The 18,693-nt window shown below is 59.2% G+C and carries 12 protein-coding genes; 4 read left to right on the plus strand and 8 right to left on the minus strand.

The annotated features are described in order from the left end of the window. On the minus strand, positions 1-534 hold the full coding sequence (locus tag ACO054_RS12160) for a tripartite tricarboxylate transporter TctB family protein (protein ID WP_421706848.1): 534 nt from the start codon (positions 532-534) through the stop codon (positions 1-3). 8 nt (positions 535-542) lie between these two features. Beyond that, on the minus strand, positions 543-1,493 hold the full coding sequence (locus ACO054_RS12165) for a Bug family tripartite tricarboxylate transporter substrate binding protein (RefSeq protein ID WP_421706849.1): 951 nt from the start codon (positions 1,491-1,493) through the stop codon (positions 543-545). Positions 1,494-1,619: 126 nt separating this feature from the next. Between ACO054_RS12165 and ACO054_RS12170 the strand changes: the two genes are divergently transcribed. Continuing rightward, positions 1,620-2,513, plus strand: a complete 894-nt coding sequence (locus ACO054_RS12170; protein WP_421706850.1) for a LysR family transcriptional regulator — start codon at positions 1,620-1,622, stop codon at positions 2,511-2,513. A gap of 50 nt (positions 2,514-2,563) precedes the next feature. Here ACO054_RS12170 and ACO054_RS12175 read toward each other — a convergent pair whose 3' ends face one another. Next, positions 2,564-4,039: a PLP-dependent aminotransferase family protein gene (locus ACO054_RS12175; protein ID WP_421706851.1), complete on the minus strand. Its 1,476-nt coding sequence runs from the start codon at positions 4,037-4,039 to the stop codon at positions 2,564-2,566. Positions 4,040-4,354: 315 nt separating this feature from the next. On the opposite strand from ACO054_RS12175, the gene ACO054_RS12180 reads away from it, so the two are divergent. From ACO054_RS12180 to ACO054_RS12190, 3 genes are read left to right on the plus strand one after another with little or no spacing between them, the layout of a single operon-like run. Further along, positions 4,355-5,737, plus strand: coding sequence for an aspartate aminotransferase family protein (locus ACO054_RS12180; RefSeq protein WP_421706852.1), 1,383 nt, complete (start codon positions 4,355-4,357; stop codon positions 5,735-5,737). A 43-nt stretch (positions 5,738-5,780) separates the two neighbouring features. Next, positions 5,781-8,228: a GcvT family protein gene (locus ACO054_RS12185; protein WP_421706853.1), complete on the plus strand. Its 2,448-nt coding sequence runs from the start codon at positions 5,781-5,783 to the stop codon at positions 8,226-8,228. Further along, positions 8,225-10,669, plus strand: coding sequence for a GcvT family protein (locus ACO054_RS12190; protein ID WP_421706854.1), 2,445 nt, complete (start codon positions 8,225-8,227; stop codon positions 10,667-10,669). The genes ACO054_RS12185 and ACO054_RS12190 overlap by 4 nt, the downstream gene beginning before the upstream one ends. A 73-nt stretch (positions 10,670-10,742) precedes the next feature. On the opposite strand, the gene ACO054_RS12195 is transcribed toward ACO054_RS12190, so the two are convergent. The 5 genes from ACO054_RS12195 to ACO054_RS12215 all read right to left on the minus strand — a co-directional run bounded on the left by ACO054_RS12195 (position 10,743) and on the right by ACO054_RS12215 (position 18,628). Beyond that, entirely contained in the window at positions 10,743-11,900 is a 1,158-nt protein-coding gene (locus ACO054_RS12195) for a glycosyltransferase family 4 protein (protein WP_421706855.1), read from the minus strand. Positions 11,901-11,976: 76 nt separating this feature from the next. Further along, positions 11,977-13,323 carry a hypothetical protein gene (locus tag ACO054_RS12200; RefSeq protein WP_421706856.1) on the minus strand — a complete coding sequence of 449 codons (1,347 nt, stop codon included), beginning with the start codon at positions 13,321-13,323 and terminating at the stop codon, positions 11,977-11,979. Between the two features lie 367 nt (positions 13,324-13,690). Then, positions 13,691-14,614 carry an NAD-dependent epimerase/dehydratase family protein gene (locus tag ACO054_RS12205; protein ID WP_421706857.1) on the minus strand — a complete coding sequence of 308 codons (924 nt, stop codon included), beginning with the start codon at positions 14,612-14,614 and terminating at the stop codon, positions 13,691-13,693. A 517-nt stretch (positions 14,615-15,131) separates the two neighbouring features. Next, positions 15,132-16,544 carry a hypothetical protein gene (locus tag ACO054_RS12210; RefSeq protein WP_421706858.1) on the minus strand — a complete coding sequence of 471 codons (1,413 nt, stop codon included), beginning with the start codon at positions 16,542-16,544 and terminating at the stop codon, positions 15,132-15,134. Between the two features lie 278 nt (positions 16,545-16,822). Next, the gene (locus ACO054_RS12215) at positions 16,823-18,628 is read right to left on the minus strand and encodes an ABC transporter ATP-binding protein (RefSeq protein ID WP_421706859.1); all 1,806 of its coding nucleotides are present in this window, start codon (positions 18,626-18,628) and stop codon (positions 16,823-16,825) included. Positions 18,629-18,693 lie beyond the last annotated feature (65 nt).

Genomic DNA, 18,693 nt, shown 5'->3' on the forward strand with positions numbered 1-18,693 from the left:
TCAGCTCCCCCTCGGCAGGAAGACGTCGAAGACCTCGGCGAAAAGCGCGTTCAGGCCGAAGGAGAAAAGGAGCGCGATCCCAAGCGCGAGCAAGAAGGACGTCCAGCGGCGCGGCGCAAGGACAAGCTGCGTGGCGAGCAGAAAGACGAAGGTCGCCACGGAAAAGCCGAACTGCGGAACGGCCAAGAGGTAAAGGCCGAAACAAGCCGCCATCACCAGCACGAGATAGCGCGTGCGCAACCAGTCCAGGGCCGCACCCGCGAAGCCCCTTACCGCCGCGAGGTTCAGCTTGCGCAGCGATCCGACGATCGCAAGAGCGCAAAGCGCCGACAGCAGTCCGAAGACCAGTTGCGGAAAGGCGCCCGCTCCCAGAACTTCCCAGCGACTGGTCGGCAGGCCGCGCGCATCGAAAAACAGGAAAACCGAAGCCGCAAGGATGACGGCGTAGGACAGCAGGCGGGCCACCTCGCCCGCCTGCGCGCTCTCCTGTTCCTCCTGCTGCGGTCCGCTTTGCTGACTCCCCGGAGCCGGCACGACCGCGCTCAGGGTGCCAGACGGGACGAGAGGCGCTGGACCGTCTCGGTCAAGGCGGTCAGGTAGGCGGCATAGTCCGCCTGACCGCGAAAGCCGATCTCACTCCCCACGTTGGTCATCTGCGCGCGGAAGTCGGGATCCGCCGCCAAGCTTTCGAGTGCGGCCTCCAGAGCGTCGCGCGCCGCCTCGGGACTGCCCTTGGGCATGACGATGCCGCGCGTGATCATCAGCTCCAGGTCGGCGTCCAGCTCCTTGAAGGTCGCGACATCCGGCGTTTGCGTCATGCGCTCCGGATTGCCGGTGGCCAGGAAGATCAGGTCGCCGTTGTCGACGAACTGCTTGGAGGACGCGATATCGCCGATGGCGGCATCCAGGTTGCCGCCAACCAGAGCCCGAATGCGCTCGCCCGTGCCCTCGTAGCCGACGTAGGAGAACTCGATCCCGAAGGCGTCCTCGATCATAGCCGCATGCAGATGCGGCACGCCGCCGAGCGTCACGCCCATGGTGATCTCGCCGGGGTTCTCCCGGGCGTAGGCCACGAACTCCTCGAAGGTCGCATAGGGCCGGTCGGCGTTGATCACGAGGAACTGCGGCGACACCGTCATCAGGGCGATGGGGTCGAAGTCGTCCCAGTTCAACTCGGTCAGCCCGGTCTCATTGGCGACCAGCAGGCCCTCGTGCACCTGACTGACGGTATAGCCGTCCGCCGCGCGGCGGGAGGCCTCGGCCAGACCGACCGTGCCGCTGACGCCGGGCATGTTGATGACCGGCATGGGCTGCCCGAGGAAGGGTTCGATGTTGTTGGCGACGATCCGCATCAGCGTGTCGCTGCCGCCACCCGGTCCCCAGGGAACGATGAATTCGACCGGTTTTTCCGGATAGTCCGCCTGAGCGGCAAGCGGCGTCATGAGGACGCCAAGCGCCCCGACGGCGGCCATCACGGCCCCGAGCATCTTCATAGCCTCGACTCCTGTTCCTGTTTGGCCGTTTTCCGGCCTTGTCCTGCGTTATACTGTAACCTGCATGATTTCTTATGAAAGCGAGAAAGACTTGTTTATTAATTCAGAGAAACTTAATCTAAATCCATGGACACACGGCAGTTGCAAACGTTGCTCGCCATTGCCGAGGAGGGCAATTTCGCAGCCGCCGCGCGCAAGGTGAACCTGACGCCCTCGGCTGTCAGCCAGCAGATCGCCGCCCTGGAGAAAGAGATCGGCGTATCGGTCTTCGACCGCTCCCGGCGGCCTCCCACGCTGAATGCTAGAGGCGTTCAGCTTCTGCAGGCGGCGCGCACGGTGCTCCAGATCGTCGAAGACACCCGTGCCGGCATCACAGGCAAGGGCGTGACCGGAACGCTCAACATCGGCGCGCTGCGCACCTGCACCTTCGGCCTGTTGCCGCGCGCCATCGCGGATCTTCGCGCGACCTATCCGCAGCTCACCTATAATCTGACGGTGGGCTTCTCTCAGGCGCTGATGAGCGACGTGATCTCGGGCCGGCTGGACGTGGCGATCGTCGCCGAGCATGTCGGGGTGCTTCCGACACTGAGATGGACGCCCTTCCTACGCGAACCGCTGCTGGTCGTGGCGCCGCCAGGAACGCCTCGCGGGACGGCGGGAGACTGGCTGACCGGCCACCCCTATGTCCGCTACAAGACCAGCGTTCCCCTGGCCAACCAGATCGACACGGAACTCGCGCGGCTCGGCCTCGCCCCACGCGACCTGGTGGTGGTGGACACCATGCCGGCGGCCATCGGCTTCGTGAAGGCCGGCCTCGGCGTGTCGGTCGTGCCGCTGATGTCGCTGCGGGACGAGTGCGGTGCCGCACTGCCCGCAGTCCCCTTCGGCGATCCCCCGAACGTCCGCCGGATCGGCACCGTGCAGCGCATGAGCTCCGCCCGCTCCGGCGTGATCGCGACCTTCCAAGCGGCCCTGACGGCCCAGGCCGAAGCCCTGCAGGATAACCTCGGCGAGCTTTAGGCCCGCTGGGGCTCTTTTGCCTCCGCAAAGTCTCCGTAGGTGTTGTCTCCCTAGGTGTCGTCTCCGTAGGTCTCGATGGCCTCGGCGATCAGCTCCACCCCGCGCGCGATGCGGGCCGAGGGGATCGAGGAGTAGGCGAGCCGATAAAAGTGCCTCGGGGCGGCCTCGGGATCGAAGAAGGTCTGGCCCGGCTCGATGATCACGCCGCGCGCCTGAAGCCGGCTTGCCAGAACCTCCGTATCCACGCCGTCCGGCGCCTTCATCCAGAAGCTCGAACCGCCATGGTCTTCCTCGCCCGCCGGCGTCAGGCCGTGATCCGCGAAGGCCTGCTCCATCACCTGCCGCCGGCGTTGATAGGTTTTCCGCATGCGATTGATCTGCGCGTCGTAGTGCCCGAGCGACAGGAAGTAGGCGGCCGTGCGCTGGATCAGCCCGGGCGGATGCCGCAGCACGGCCGTTCGCAGGGCCCGAGCTTCCTGAATGAAGGGGGCGGGCGCGACGATGTACCCCAGCCGTAGGCCGGGAAACAGCGACTTCGAGAAGGAGCCGATGTAGATCACGCGCCCCGTGTCATCGAGCGACTTCAGGGAGGGCGAGGGCGACCGGCGGAAGGACAGCTCGAACTCGTAGTCGTCCTCCACGATCACGAACCCCTGCTCCGCCGCGCGCCGCAGAAGCTGCTGCCGACGCCAGATCGGCATGGTCACGTTGGTGGGACACTGATGGCTGGCCGTGGTGAAGAGCACGTCGGTGTCGTCGGGTATGGCATCGGGCGGCAGCCCATGCGCATCCACCTCGACGACATGCGTCCGGCAGCGCGTCTGTTGCAGGATGTCGCGCAGACCGGGATAGCAGGGGTTTTCGATAGCAGCCGCCCGCCGCTGCGTGAGCAGCAACTGGGCGCTCGTCCATAAGGCGTTCTGGGCGCCCAGCGTCACCAAAACGTGCTCCGGCCTGGCGGAGATTCCGCGACGGCTCAGGATGTTGCGCAGGACGTATTCAACCAGCTTGGGATCGTCGCGCTCGTAGTGATCCGACGTCAGGCTGTCGAACTCCTTGCGGCCCAGCGCCTGCAGGGCGCAAAGGCGCCAGTTCTGGTGGTCGAAGAGTTTCGGATCGGTCTGCCCATAGACGAAGGGATAGGGATAGCCCCGCCAGTCGACCGGCCGGTCGATCCGGTTCGTCCCGCCGCTGCGATGCGCCAGCAGCCGGCTCCAGTCCATCGTGTTTTCGACCGGATCGTCTGGGAGGTCGAACTGGACGCCCGAGGGCGCGCTCTGGGACACGAAGTACCCCGAGCGCCCCTGCGCCACGAGATAGTCGTCGGCGACGAGGTCGGTATAGGCAAAGGATACGGTAATGCGGCTAACACCGAGATGCCGCGCCAGGGCGCGGCTCGAGGGCATGCGTTCGCCGGGCAGAAACCGCCCGGACAGGATTCCCTCGACCACCTGACGCTTGATCCTGTTCTGCAGGGTGTCGGTCAGATCGCCGTCGAGGAAGAAGCTATCGGCATAGATCGTCATGGCAGGCCTCATGCTGTCCGAGAATTCGGCGCCAGACCAGCTTCAGCGAAGACGAGACCCTTCGGCATGCGACCCGCCCTGTTCGCCATAACACTATGATCGACTGCGATTTTCCCGATAGGCCCATCCAAATCGAGGCCTCGTCGACGCCCGGTCGAAAACGGTAATCCCTCGTCTGCCGCCACCGCGGGTCGAACGACAGCAGCAAGGGCCTCGCAAACTGGCATTATGACTCGGGCGCCATTGGCCCTATCTGGGTACCGTGGATTGGGTCAACTTTCCACTCTGCCTTTGGCTTTCGCGATGGAGCACCGGATGAACACGCTCGTCAATCCAAACGACCTCTCCGCAATCATCGAAGCGGATCGCGCGCATCTTTGGCACCATCTGATCCCCCACAAACCCTTCGAAACCAGCGACCCGCGCATCATCGTCCAGGGCAAGGGCATGCGCGTCTGGGATGCCACGGGCAAGGAGCATTTGGATGCGGTGTCCGGCGGAGTCTGGACCGTGAACGTCGGTTACGGCCGCGAACGGATCGCCGACGCCGTGCGCGACCAACTCGTGAAGATGAACTACTTCGCGAATTCGGCGGGCTCGATCCCCGGCGCGCAGTTCGCCGAGATGCTGATCGAGAAGATGCCGGGCATGAGCCGGGTCTACTACACCAACTCCGGTTCGGAGGCGAACGAGAAAGCCTTCAAGATGATCCGCCAGATCGCGCACAAGCGGCATGGAGGACGCAAGCACAAGATCCTCTATCGCGAGCGCGACTATCACGGCTCGACTATCGCGGCGATGTCCGCCGGCGGGCAGATCGAGCGCAACGCGCAGTACGGCCCCTTCACGCCAGGCTTCGTCGAGGTGCCCCACTGCCTGGAGTACCGGGCGCAGTGGGATGTCGAGAACTACGGCGAACGCGCCGCCGACGCCATCGAGGAAGTCATCCTGCGCGAGGGGCCCGATACCGTCGGCGCACTCTGCCTGGAACCGGTGACGGCCGGCGGCGGGGTCATCACGCCGCCTGAGGGCTACTGGGAGCGGGTGCAGGAGATCTGCCGGAAATACGAGATCCTGCTGCATATCGACGAGGTGGTCTGCGGCGTCGGCCGGACCGGCACCTGGTTCGGCTACCAGAACTACGGGATCCAGCCGGATTTCGTGACCATGGCGAAGGGGGTGGCCAGCGGCTACGCGGCAATCTCCTGCATGGTGACGACGGAAGAGGTCTTCGAGATGTTCAAGGCGGTGCCGGACGATCCGATGGACTACTTCCGCGACATTTCGACCTTCGGCGGCTGCACCGCCGGCCCCGCAGCGGCCATCGAGAACATGAAGATCATCGAAGACGAGGGACTTCTACAGAACACCCTCGCCATGGGCGAGCGGCTGATGGCCAATCTCGAGGCCCTGAAGGATAAGCATGCCGTCGTGGGTGACGTGCGCGGCAAAGGACTCTTCGCTGGCGCGGAACTGGTGGCCGACCGCGCGACGAGGGAGCCGGCACCCGAAAAGATGGTGCAGGCCGTGGTCGCCGACTGCATGGCCCAGGGCATTATCATCGGCGCCACCAACCGGTCGGTGCCCGGCTTCAACAACACCCTGTGCCTCAGTCCCGCGCTGATCGCGACCAAGGACGATATCGACGCGATCACGGATGCCATCGACGGTGCCCTGACGCGCGTCTTCACGCACTGAGCGACGGAACCGTCACACGACCCGAACAAGCAGGAGTCCGGCCTTGAGCGAACTGCCCGCCACCGCGCGCGTGGTCATTATCGGCGGCGGAGCCGTCGGCGCATCGACTTTGTTTCATCTGGCCAAGGCGGGTTGGAGCGACTGCGTTCTTCTCGAGAAAAACGAGCTGACCGCCGGTTCGACCTGGCATGCCGCGGGCAATGTCCCGACCTTCTCGGCCTCCTGGTCGGTCATGAACCTGCAGCGTTACTCGACCGAGCTCTACCGCGGGCTCGCCGAGGCCGTCGACTATCCCATGAACTATCACGTCACCGGCTCGATCCGCCTCGCCCATTCGCGGGAAAGACTGCAGGAATTCAAGCTCGTGGCCGGCATGGGCGGCGCGCAGGGGCTCGATCTGGAACTGCTGGCGCCCGGCGATCTGCCGGACCGCTACCCCTTCGTGGAAACCCACGATCTGGAAGGCGCGCTCTACGACCCGGACGACGGCGATATCGATCCCGCCCAGCTCACCCAGGCCCTGGCCAAGGGCGCCCGCGACGCAGGGGCGACCGTCGTTCGTTTTTGTCCGGTCACCGGCATCGACCGCAAGAACGGGGAGTGGATCGTCGAGACCCCGAAGGGCGCGATCCGGGCCGAGTACGTGGTCAACGCCGCCGGCTACTACGCCCAACGGGTCGGCGACTTCTTCAGACCCTTCGGCGGCCGCAGCGTGCCGATGATGGTGATGAGCCACCAGTACATGCTGTTCGAGGATCTGCCCGCCGTGCGGGCCTGGTCCGAGGGCGAAGGCCGCAAACTCCCGATCCTGCGCGACGTCGACAGCTCCTACTACCTCCGACAGGAACAGTTCGGCTTCAACCTCGGCCCCTACGAACGCAACTGCAAAGCCCATTGGGTCGCGCCGTCGGACCCGATGCCGGAGGATTTCAGCTTCCAGCTCTATCCCGACGACCTGGAGCGTCTGGAATGGTACATCGAGGATGCCATGGGCCGGGTACCGCTGCTGGCCGAAGCCGGGCTCTACAAGACCATCAACGGCCCGATCCCCTACACGCCGGACGGCTACCCCCTGATCGGGCCCATGCCGGGCGTGCCCAACGCCTTCGAGGCCTGCGCCTTTACCTTCGGCATCGCCCAATCGGGCGGCGCCGGCAAGGTGATGGCCGAATGGATCACCGAGGGCGAGACCGAATGGGATATGTGGTCCTGCGACCCCCGCCGTTTCACGGCTCACGCGGATCACGACTACTGCGTCGCCAAGGGCATGGAGGTCTACGGCCACGAATATGCGATGCACTTTCCGCATCACGAGTGGCCCGCCGGGCGGGACAAGAAGCTCTCCCCCCTGCATGCGCGGCTGCAGGACGCCGGCGCCGTCTTCGGCGCCTACAACGGCTGGGAGCGTGCCAACTGGTTCGCCAAGCCCGGTGACGACACCTCCGAGCAGGCCACCCAGACCTGGGATCGCGAAGGTCCCTGGGAACCGCGCATCCGCGAGGAGTGCGAGATCGTGCGCGACGGCTGCGGCCTCCTTGCCATCTCCGGCTTCACGCGGCTGGAGGTGACGGGCAAGGGTGCGCGCGCCTTCGTCGACAGCCTGACGGCCTCCAAGCTGCCGCCGCAAGGGCGGGTCAGCCTGGCCTACTTCCCCGATAGCCGCGGCAGGATCGTCACAGAAATGACGGCGACCGTGCATTCGGACGATCACGTGGGGCTGATTACGGCGGCCCCGGCCCAGTGGCACGACGCCGAGGTGCTCGGCAGGCGAGCCCCGGACGGGATCACCATCGCCGACGTCACCGACGATTTCGAATGCCTGCTGGTGACCGGACCCAAGGCGCGCGAGATCCTCGCCCCGCTGAACGACGGGCACGACCTGCAGGCGCGCTGGCTGTCGATCAGCGACGGTGGCCGCATCGCGGGCGAGGCCTGCCGGCTGCTGCGCGTCAGCTTCGCCGGCGAGCTGGGATGGGAGGTCCACTGCGCACCCGACAGCGCACCGGTGATCTGGGACGCGCTGATCGAGGCGGGCGCGAAGCCCTTCGGCATGTATGCGCTGAACGCGCTGCGGATCGAGAAGGGCTACCGCGCCTGGAAGGGCGATCTTTCGACGGACTACAGCCTGCTCGAAGCCGGCCTCGACCGCTTTATCGACTTCGAGAAGAACACGGACTTCCCCGGCCGCGACGCCCTTCTGGCCGAGCGCACCGCCGGTTCGGCCAAGCAAGCCGTCGGCCTGATGATCGACGCTGGCCAGGCGGACGCGCCCTACATGGCGCCCCTCTGGAAGGACGGTCACCTGGTCGGAGAGACCACCAGCGGGGGCTGGGGCTACCGCGTCGGCGCGTCGCTCGCCATCGGCATGCTGCGGTCGGACCTGGCCGAGCCGGGTACGGAGATCGAGGTCGACATCTTCGGGGAGATGCGCCGCGCCACCGTTCACGACCTTCCCTTCTGGGATCCCAAGAACGAGAGGATCCGCGCGTGAAGACACCGCCGTCCAAAGCCCGTGCCGTCATCGTCGGCGGCGGCGTTTCCGGCTGCTCCGTCGCCTATCACCTGGCCAAGCTCGGCTGGTCGGACGTGGTGCTGCTGGAGCGCCGCAAGCTGACCTGCGGCACCACCTGGCACGCGGCCGGGTTGATCGGCCAGCTTCGCCCAAGCCACAACCTGACTCGGCTGGCGAAGTACTCTTCCGAGCTCTACGCCAATCTCGAGACCGAAACCGGCATCGCCACCGGCATGAAGCAGAACGGCTCGATCTCGGTGGCGCTGACCGAGGATCGCTGGGAGGAACTGCGCCGGCAGGCCACGCTGGCGCGCATCTTCGACGTCGAGGCCGAGACGATTACGGCCAGCGAGGTGTCCAAGCTCTACCCCCACCTGAACGTCGAGGGTGTGATCGGCGGCGCCTACCTGCCCAAGGACGGGCAGTGCGACCCGGCGAACATCGCCCTGGCGCTGGCCAAGGGGGCGCGGCAAGGCGGCGCGACGATCCTGGAGGATACCCGGGTAAGCGAGGTGCTGGACGACGGTCGCCGGGTGACGGGCGTGCGGTGGGAAGCCGGCGGCGAAACAGGTCTGATCGAGACGGATGTTGTCGTGAACTGCGGCGGTATGTGGGGCCGCGATCTCGCCGCCCGATCCGGCGTTACCCTGCCCCTGCATGCCTGCGAGCACTTCTACCTGCTGACCGAACCGGTCGAGGGCCTGACCGCCCTGCCCGTTCTGCGGGTTCCCGACGAATGCGCCTACTACAAGGAGGATGCCGGGAAGATGCTGCTCGGCGCCTTCGAACCGCGCGCCAAACCCTGGGGCATGGAGGGCATTCCGCAGGACTTCGAGTTCGACAGCCTGCCGGAGGACTTCGAGCATTTCGAGCCGATCCTCGAGCAGGCCATGAACCGGGTGCCGTTCTTCCAGGAGGCCGGCATCCACACCTTCTTCAACGGGCCAGAGAGCTTCACCCCGGACGACCGCTACTACCTGGGCGAGGCGCCGGAACTGCGGGGCTACTGGGTCGCGGCGGGCTACAACTCGATCGGCATCTCCTCTTCCGGGGGAGCCGGCATGGCGCTCGCGTCCTGGCTAGACAGCGGCGAGCCGCCCTTCGACCTCTGGGACGTGGACATCCGGCGCGCCCAACCCTTCCAGCGCAATCGGCGCTACCTTAAGGAACGGGTCAGCGAAACCCTGGGCCTGCTCTACGCCGATCACTATCCCTATCGGCAGCCGGAGACCGCCCGCGGCATCCGCCGCTCGCCCCTGCATGAGCACATGAAGGCCCAGGGCGCCGTGTTCGGCGAGGTGGCGGGGTGGGAGCGCCCCAACTGGTTCGCCGACACCGATCAGGACCGCGCCTACCGCTACGACTGGTCGGGGCAGAACTGGTTCGAGAACAACCGCGCCGAACACATGACGGTGCGCGAGGGCGTCGGCCTGTTCGACATGTCGTCCTTCGGCAAGATCCGTGTCGAGGGGCGCGATGCCTGCGCCTTTCTCCAGCGGCTCTGCGGCAACGACGTCGATGTCGAGGTCGGGCAGCTCGTCTATACCCAGATGCTGAACGAGCGCGGCGGCATCGAGAGCGACCTGACGGTTACGCGGCTGTCGGAAACGGCCTTTCTGATGGTGGTGCCGGCCGCCACGGTCATGCGCGACATCGCCTGGTTGAAGCGGCACCTGGGCGACGAGTTCGTCGTCATCACCGACACCACAGTCCAGGAAGCCGTCTTGTGCATCATGGGCCCGAAGTCCCGCGATCTGATGCGGTTGGTCAGCCCGGACGACTTCAGCAACAACGCGCATCCCTTCGGCTGGGCTCGCGAGATCGAGGTCGGCATGGGGCTCGCCCGCGCCCATCGGGTCAGCTACGTCGGCGAGCTGGGTTGGGAACTCTACGTCTCCGCCGATCAGGCCGCGCACGTCTTCGAAGCCATCCTGGAGGCCGGCGCCGAGGTCGGGCTCAAGCTCTGCGGGCTGCATGCGCTTGACAGCTGCAGGATCGAGAAGGCCTTTCGCCACTTCGGCCACGATATTACGGACGAGGATCACGTGCTGGAGGCCGGGCTGGGCTTCGCCGTGAAAACCACCAAGCCGAACTTCATCGGCCGCGACGCCGTGCTGCGCCGCAAGGAGGCCGGCCTCGAACGCCGACTGGTCCAGTTCAGGCTGACCGAGCCCGACGCGATGCTGTTCCACAACGAAGCCGTGGTGCGGGACGGCAAGATCGTGTCGCAGGTCACCTCGGGCAACTACGGACATGCGCTGGGCGGCGCCATCGCCCTGGGCTACGTGCCGAGCAAAGGCGAGAAGGTGGCCGAGATGCTGGACTCCCGCTTCGAGATCGACATCGGTGGTCGCCGGGTGCCGGCCGAAGCGAGCATGAAGCCGCTGTACGACCCCGGCCATGCCCGCATGCGGGCCTAAGCGCCGGGCGGTCGAGGTCGAACGAAGTACGGGCGGGACTGGGCGAAAACCTCTTGAGGTTAGGCTGATTCCTTTACGAAAGCTGGCGGTAGACCTCGGACATGCGCTCCATGATGGCTCGCTCCGAGAACTTGTCTTCGACAAGCCGGCGCGCGGCAGCCCCCTTCGTCCGGCGCTCGTCGGCATTGACGGTCAGGTGTTCCAAGGCGTCCGCCAGGGCCTCCGCGTCGCGGGCCGGGACGAGCAGGCCCGTTTCCCCGTTCGGCACCAGATCTCGGCAACCCGGAACGTCGGTCGTCACCAGCGGGCGCCCCGAGGCCGCGGCCTCCAGCAGGGCCTTCGGCATCCCCTCTCTGTAGGACGGCAAGACCGCGATATGGGCCGTTTTCCACTCGCTCGCGATGTCCGTCTTTCGGCCGACAAAGTCCGCCAGATCCTGCCGCACCCAGTCGGCTACCTCCTCTTGACCGACGCTGGTCGGGTTGTCGGGATCGATATCGCCGACGATGCGGATCCGGATGGGCACCTCGCGCGCCTTCAGCAACCTAGCCGCCTCCATCAGCTCGCAGAGGCCCTTGTCCCGCAAGAGCCGCGACACCATCACCGCGACCACAGGCGCCTGCGGCTCGGGCGTGGGACGAAAACCCTCCGTGTCCACACCCGACCCGGGGACCAGCATGATGCGGCCGGGGTCGGCGAGCCGTCGCTCGATCAAAAGACGATAGTCATCGTCGTTCTGAACGATCGCGTGAACGGCCTTCCTCCGCCTCAGCCCACGCAGGATCCGATTGATCGCCCTTTTGACGAGACTGTCCCTGCTGTAGTCGCTGAGGACCGACCCCAGGCCGGTGTAGCTGTTGATGACGCGCGCGGACGGCACGATCAAGGCCGCAAGTCCGCCAAGAACGATCGGCTTCACCGAGACGTTGTGGATGATATCCGGCCGCGTTCGCGAAAAGAGCCGGCAAAGGGAGGCAACCGCCCGCATCTCTCTCAGAACCGAGGTCGAGCCGCGATCAATCTCGACGGGAAAGACCTCGAAACCCTCGTCCCGGATCCTCTGCCCACTCGTCCTAACCCGCGTCGCGATCACAACGCGGAAGCCCGCATCGCGCGCGGCCCTGGCCATGGGAAGACGGTACAAGAGGACAGACCAATCCTCCGAAACGACGAAGATGATTGTTGGAACTTCACCAGACACGTTATCACTTCCGAATTTTCCTAATAGCACAATTATTCTGATTGTAAAAATACAAACTGCACCTCAATCAAATAAATTTAGTATCGTTCCTGCCAACCTCCATAACCTATCCTTTCTTCTTACGCTGAACCAACATCAACCACCCAGCCATTCCCAATGATATCAAAATAGAAAACCAAGCATATCGCGTTCGGAATAGTGTTCCGGAATTAACGAAAATAAATCCGTGAATAATTAGCACCCCCAAACAAACTAAGACAACAAACCACACACGCGGAGCAGGTCTATAAATCAGAAGAATGAACAAAATACCAATGAATGAGATGTATGCAAATATCATTTCAATGCCACTTAAAATTCGTAACGTACGACTTCCGTCGGAACACGCATTTTCAAGCCATTGATTAGGAAATGGTGAAAAAACAGAATAGACCAGTGCTCTTGGTAGAAATTCTAAAAACTCTATACTACCATTTATACTGACTTGCGCGCCAAAATTAGAACAGCCATGCACAGCTCCCGCGACCGAAGATCGCCGAACTTCAGCAATAAGCGCAAATCTTCGATCTATAAACGAAGGGAGCCAGGACGATGAGCGCCAAACATCATCGCCCGCCATGTAATATTGCTGATCCCCATCAGCGTCAGCGTCAGCGTCAGCGTCAGCGTCATCAACTCTTTGATCAGCCCTGGATTGGTGGATTGAAGTCCACGATGGCACTGATGCAGCAATAAATGTCAGAAAAACAGCAAATAAAACCGCTCCAAAAGAAACAAAATTATCGTTACTTTTATAGATTTTCTGAATAATAAATACAAGACTTATGCCAAGCAATATCGCAACCACCGACAGCATTATAAGATGATCTCGAACTATGTACAAACCAAAGAAGCCCAAAATACATATAAGCCCCCCACCAAATACTCCCAAAATCTTTTTCCGGTTTACGCAAAAATAAACATAGCCAAATATAATTGCAACAGATGAAATAACAGATATCGAGTCTTTGTGCCACTGCATATTGATCATTATTGTAGACGGTAAAAATATTAATGAAAAACTAGATATAGTTGCGATTGATCTAGAAAATCCAGCAAACGAGATGATGTTCCGGATCATCAAAATATTAAGCGCCATCAAAAAGGACGACAGTGGGATAAGAATCCAGGGTGAACTAGTGAAATAGTAATAAAATATCGCTGAAATCCCAACGTGCCCCCAACCGCTAGGCTGCAATTGCCATTGAGACCACCCTTCCTGGCGTATCTTGTCAGCTAACTGCTCTGCAGCATTGTGAAAAGCAAGCGTGTCACCACCTATCAACAGCCCATGCCCGACATGCACCGAAGGAAAAACATAAGGGAGGATAACAAGCTGACATAAAAACGCTCCTACAAACAAAGCAAACCATAATAATAGAAAAAATGATATATTTCGACTGAATCTTTCCACGGACAGGAAACTTGAATATCTCATATTGCTTCAAGCCTATTTTAGATCATTTATTAGAGCCCAACTTAGATCACTTTAATATCGCCGAGGCATTTTGCTCTGGCAGCGTGAATAAATGTTCATAGGCAGCTTTCTCACTTTAGAAACACTCCCGGTGGCGGCTGGCCAAGCAGCCGCCTTGGCATCGGTACGACCAGATCAGCCAAAATAATTGTTTATGGTTTGAGGGGCCGCCTACAGAAAGCTTTATGCAGATGAATGACACGATAGTGCTGCCATCGATAAGCACATCCTGACCCAGCTTGCAATTGAACCCTTCATTGTTGCAATTCTTCCAGCTCCGCTGGGCCTCGCATACAACATTTGTTCACGCAGATGCATTTTTTCGGCGTTCGGAGACCATAGCAGACAACCCATGCCTTAGGCCACGCCGAGGACTCCAACCGAGCAACTCCATGGTCGACCTTGGGTCAATTTCAAGCGAATCGACCAATTGGCTTACGGTTCTAACTTGATGGGTCAGTCGCCCTGCCAACCTCAGGAGCGATACAGGCACCGGTAACAAATGTGCTGGCTTTTCGAGAGCATCTGCCATTGCGCGGACCAGGTTAGGCGTAGATATAGCTGTCTGGTCGGCTGGAAGAAGAACTTGACCGCGTGCTTGTCGATGATCGGTGGCCGTTATCAAAAGATCGGCCAAATCTTCTACATTAACTAGAGAGCGCTTATTCCTTATAGCTCCTAGTGGCAACGGCAGCCCCCGCGCAACCAAGTTCAGAAGGCGTTCAATATTGCCCGGCGCACCAGGCCCATAAACCAGAGGTGGGCGCACTACTACAAGCTCCAGCCCACGTTCGGACAAATTAGCAAGAGCTCGCTCTGCCTCCAACTTAGCGACGGCATAAGTCGTCTCAGGTTTTAGCTTATCGCTATTCTGGAAGGGTTGCGCCCCACTAGACTGGCCGTGAACACCTATGCTTGAAACAAACACGAAACGACGGACGCCGCGCTCCAGCGCTGCTTCAGCAAGGGCGACGGACAAATCACATGTGTCATTTCGATAAACGGTCAAAGCCTCTGGATCACTGGCATCCGAGCGATGTGCTCGACCGCCCAGGTGGATAATTGCTTTGATCTGGCGCCCTCTCAATGCGTCGTCGATGCGCTCCGCGACACAACTTTCGTAGCGCAGCGAAACCGGGAGCGCCCGGGCACCTGCGGCCGCCATGACATGCCGCCCTATAAAACCTGAGGCACCTGTTACTACTAAGCTATTGTCGTAATCGCTCATGACCACGCTTCTTCCTTAAAAAGGATGCTGTGATGCGCTTTACATCGTCAATATGCAACCGCTTCTTAGACGAGCATCGAGTTTCTACTTTTGGATAACAACTCTAGAAAACACCCTACCTTTAGTAGACTGCAACAACAAATGTCACCAGGTACTTCAGAAACCAATACAAGGCCGAAGCATTCATGCTCAAAAGCAAGCGCCTCACACCACCTTACGAATTCAAACCAGCGCCCTAATCTTGATCAAAATACATCTCAATTGATTTGACCAATTTTACGACAAATACGTGCTGCATACCGCCGAATTTGGATAAATTACCTATGCTATACTTCCGGTGAAATCAAAAACATCGTCAGTTAGATTAAGATTCAACGCTATCAGGATACCGTTCTAAAGGCAGACATTTGAGCACGTCCGGGACATTCGACTATCCGCTTACTACATTAATCATTGGACTTCGATATGGCATATAACCATGACATGCGAACATCGTTAGAGGCTTCTCCAGAGTCAACTATGTAATGGGCGTGGAAAGATCGTAGACCGCATAACTCTGCCCATCCAAAATCATAGGGTAAATTTTAGATATCACCTCTTCAAATTCTCTCTCCTTTGCGCCAGCTCGACGTATTACAGCCAAACCTGCTTTGTGTTCGCGGACCCACATGTTAATATCTTCGCTTGGATAAGGATAAATAGAGTAAATTTTTTGAAAATCTTCAAACCAAACCTCGAAATCCATTGCAATGCAAAAGCGAGCGCTACAGCGCCAAGCAAACGCGAATGCAACCGTCTGCATTGGGATAGGTAACGCCGTCTTCGTCGGATCGAGAGTGTCGAGGAGATGAATAACATGAGCAACCTCTAAATTATTCTCAATTCGACGCCGATTAAGTCCCATAAAGGCCAATGCTTGAGCATAGTGTACAATGCCGATAATTGCGGCAAAGGCTACAGCCCAGACTGTTTCTGAAACCAACAGCATCGGCGCGAGTAGAATCGCGGTCGCCGGGGCAGCATATTCGAGATAACGCTCTGATTCCCCGAGAAAACCGAAACGACGCGACGATGTTATAACGAAAACAATAAACATCGCGACGATCCAGCTGATTAGAACAAGCTGTCTCTCGTCTGCTCCTTTAATAGAGCTGGAAATAGGTCCTGCCGCTTGTAGAGCTGCCAAGACAAGCAGCAGAAGCAGTATTGCGTTGCGGAACACAAGCTGGATTACTGCGTTCGTCATAAACGCGAGTGCTATTCGTTTAACCAGCGTAGCATCAGCCCTTCCCCTCGCTCGCAAAAGTGCCGATAAATCTGCGAATAGAACACGCCAGTCATTACGATATCGCAGGACGAGATGGGTGGAGAGGATATCGCGTTTGTAAGTTCGAAGATGGGCGATTTGCCCGCGTGCGACAGTCAGATAGCGGCCACCGCTCATCACCACAGCAACTAACAAACTACTCGCCAGTACTAGGACGGGTACAGGATCAAGGGTCAGCATGCCGAGGAGAGGCAATCCAAAAAGGAGCACCTGAGCCGCGAATTTACTGGCCAGCAGCGACATTCCGCCGGCAACCGAAGCGAAAAGCAACGCAAGAAGCGGCTGATCCGGGAAAATCGCAATCGCTAACACTAAGAATGATACAAAAAATTCACCGACTGGTCGTGGAGTGACTTCATAAGAGCGCGGTCCAATTCCAAAAGAAAGTACACCGGAAGAGAAAAGGAATAATCCAGCCGCGAGCGCAAAGACCGACCAGCTACCATCAGAAAATAGCATCGCTACTGCCCCGACCGCGACGGCGTGAAGAAAATCAGTTATTGCTGACGGCAAGCCTGGCACTCGTACCAAAAGACGCTCAGGTACCGCCGCAAGAAACCAATGGAACAGCCACGGATAATTCTGCACACGGTCGAGTGCCAACTGCTGCACTCTCGGAGGCATCCGTCCACCGTTGTCGCGAATCGCCCGCCTAAGCAGAAGATGGTAGCCAGCATCAGACGACACTACCCATCCTAGTAATCCAGGTAGGATACGCACCGCAATACCAAGGGCGAGCACCAAGATACAGGCAAGGACTATGCTAAACATGACACCTGCCAGTAAGTGTCACTGGGCCGAACTCCGGGAAACACCCTAGTGACGAAGATCTTTGTGCGATCCTCCAAATAAATTCGACTAAATTTGTAGAATCACACAAATCAAATAGCCTCCGGCAGAGACGACGTGTTCTGCAAATCCTTAAGAACACGAAAACGAGTGCCTGGCCGATCGAGTTGCGCCCATGTACCGCTTTCCACGAGACGTCCTTCTTCCAGAACGTGGATTAGGTCCGCAGTACGTACTGCCGAAAAACGGTGGGCGACGACAATCACTGTCGAAGTGCCCGCAAGCGATCTAAACGTCTCACCGACTCTCGATTCAGTCTCGGAATCAAGCGCGCTTGTGGCTTCGTCAAGCACATATAGCTGTCTGGCGGTGGAAAGAGCCCGAGCGAGGCCGACGCGCTGGCGTTCACCTCCTGAAAGCCGTGCACCACGATCACCCACTAATGTATCGATCCCTAGTGCCAACTGACGCACGAAACGAGCTGCTGCGCGCTCCAATGCGGCCTCAATCTCGTCTTGAGATAGATCTTTGCCGAAACTAACGTTCTCTCTGATCGTGCCGGAGAAAAGGGATGCGTCTTGCGCGACATAACCAATGCTGCGGCGCCAAGCTGGTAAGGGAACGTCTGCGAGATGACTAGCGCCGATACGGATTTCACCAGCCGACAAAGGCACGAGCCCCAGTACAGCATCGACAAGCGTCGACTTACCCGACCCCGATGGACCGACAAGGGCGACAGTCTTTCCGCTTGGAATGTGAAGGTTGATATCCGTTAAAACTATTTTGTCACCTCGCTCAATCGACACACTGTCGAAGTAAATCGACGGCGGTCCATGCGACAGTGCGTAAGGAAGTGGCCTGTCATCAGCAGCTTCGGCATGAATTCTCGCCTTTTCGACAAGCTGCTTGAGATTGCCGAGACCTGGCAGCAAGGCACTCATGGCCTGTGTGCCCTGCTGCAACCCGGAGATCCGAGGCATCAACCGGACAAAAAGAGCTAGCACAACTATAACAGTAGGGATGTCAATCTCAAAAAGGAGTGGCACGGCAATAAGAAGACCGGCAATACCAGCCGCCGCGCCGAACTCAAACACCGCCTTAGCTCTTTGAATGTCAAACGCATTTTTAACATTGAAGCCAGCAAGACGCACAGCAGCTTCGCTGAAAACTGTGTTTGCTCGCGCTTCGGCTACATTAGCTTTGACCGCCTTAGACTGCGACAGATATTCACCTGCTGTAAGTTGCACGTCACCCTGAGCTTGCGTAATTTTTTCACCAAAACCGTACGCGCGAGCAAGGAAAACTCGGGTAGCAAGTAAAAGCAGTCCGCCCATAACCAAAACGGCAAAAGAAACATGCGGAGATATTAAAATAGCAAGGCAGAGATAAATAAATAAACTCACGATAGCAGCCAATATTACACATCCATAAAAAAAAGCGCCGCTAACGCGAGTAGAGTCGGCGACTATTGCCGCGATCACATCGCCATCGCGTTGGGTATCAAGAAATACAGGCCCAGCTGCAATAGCCGCCTGAAATAAATCATTCTGCCACCTCAACACATATTCTGCTTGAAGCTTTGCTGCCAAACGAGCTTGCCAAATAAAAGTGATAGTACTTCCCGTAATCAGAAAAAGCATGAGCACGCCGATACCAACAGGCCCTTGTGGTAGCCCTAGGGTGTTCAAAAAATTTTCCAGCAGATTAACAAAACCGGTCGTTGAACTTGTATCAGCCGTGCCAAGTGAGCTTAAGAGCGGCAATGCGATCGTTACTGCGAGACCTTCAAGCACACCAGTTACCACCATTAAAACCACTAATAATGGTACACGCCATCGAAATAACTCTATAGCGTCAGTCAGTAAAAACTTGGCATAATGTAGGAGTTTGCGTCTCATAAGATCACCGCAAGCATCTTTAATTTTATCAGTGCAATACTAAGGAGCAGACCCGTTGCCCTGCC

The sequence above is a fragment of the Algihabitans sp. genome (genome assembly GCF_965226985.1).
In the GTDB taxonomy this organism is placed as follows: Bacteria; Pseudomonadota; Alphaproteobacteria; order Kiloniellales; family DSM-21159; genus Algihabitans.

Coding starts and splice junctions, on each gene's coding strand:
- ACO054_RS12165 (WP_421706849.1), bottom strand. CDS start 1,493: ATGAAGATGCTCGGGGCCGTGATGGCCGCCGTCGGGGCGCTTGGCGTC.
- ACO054_RS12170 (WP_421706850.1), top strand. CDS start 1,620: ATGGACACACGGCAGTTGCAAACGTTGCTCGCCATTGCCGAGGAGGGC.
- ACO054_RS12175 (WP_421706851.1), bottom strand. CDS start 4,039: ATGACGATCTATGCCGATAGCTTCTTCCTCGACGGCGATCTGACCGAC.
- ACO054_RS12180 (WP_421706852.1), top strand. CDS start 4,355: ATGAACACGCTCGTCAATCCAAACGACCTCTCCGCAATCATCGAAGCG.
- ACO054_RS12205 (WP_421706857.1), bottom strand. CDS start 14,614: ATGAGCGATTACGACAATAGCTTAGTAGTAACAGGTGCCTCAGGTTTT.
- ACO054_RS12215 (WP_421706859.1), bottom strand. CDS start 18,628: ATGAGACGCAAACTCCTACATTATGCCAAGTTTTTACTGACTGACGCT.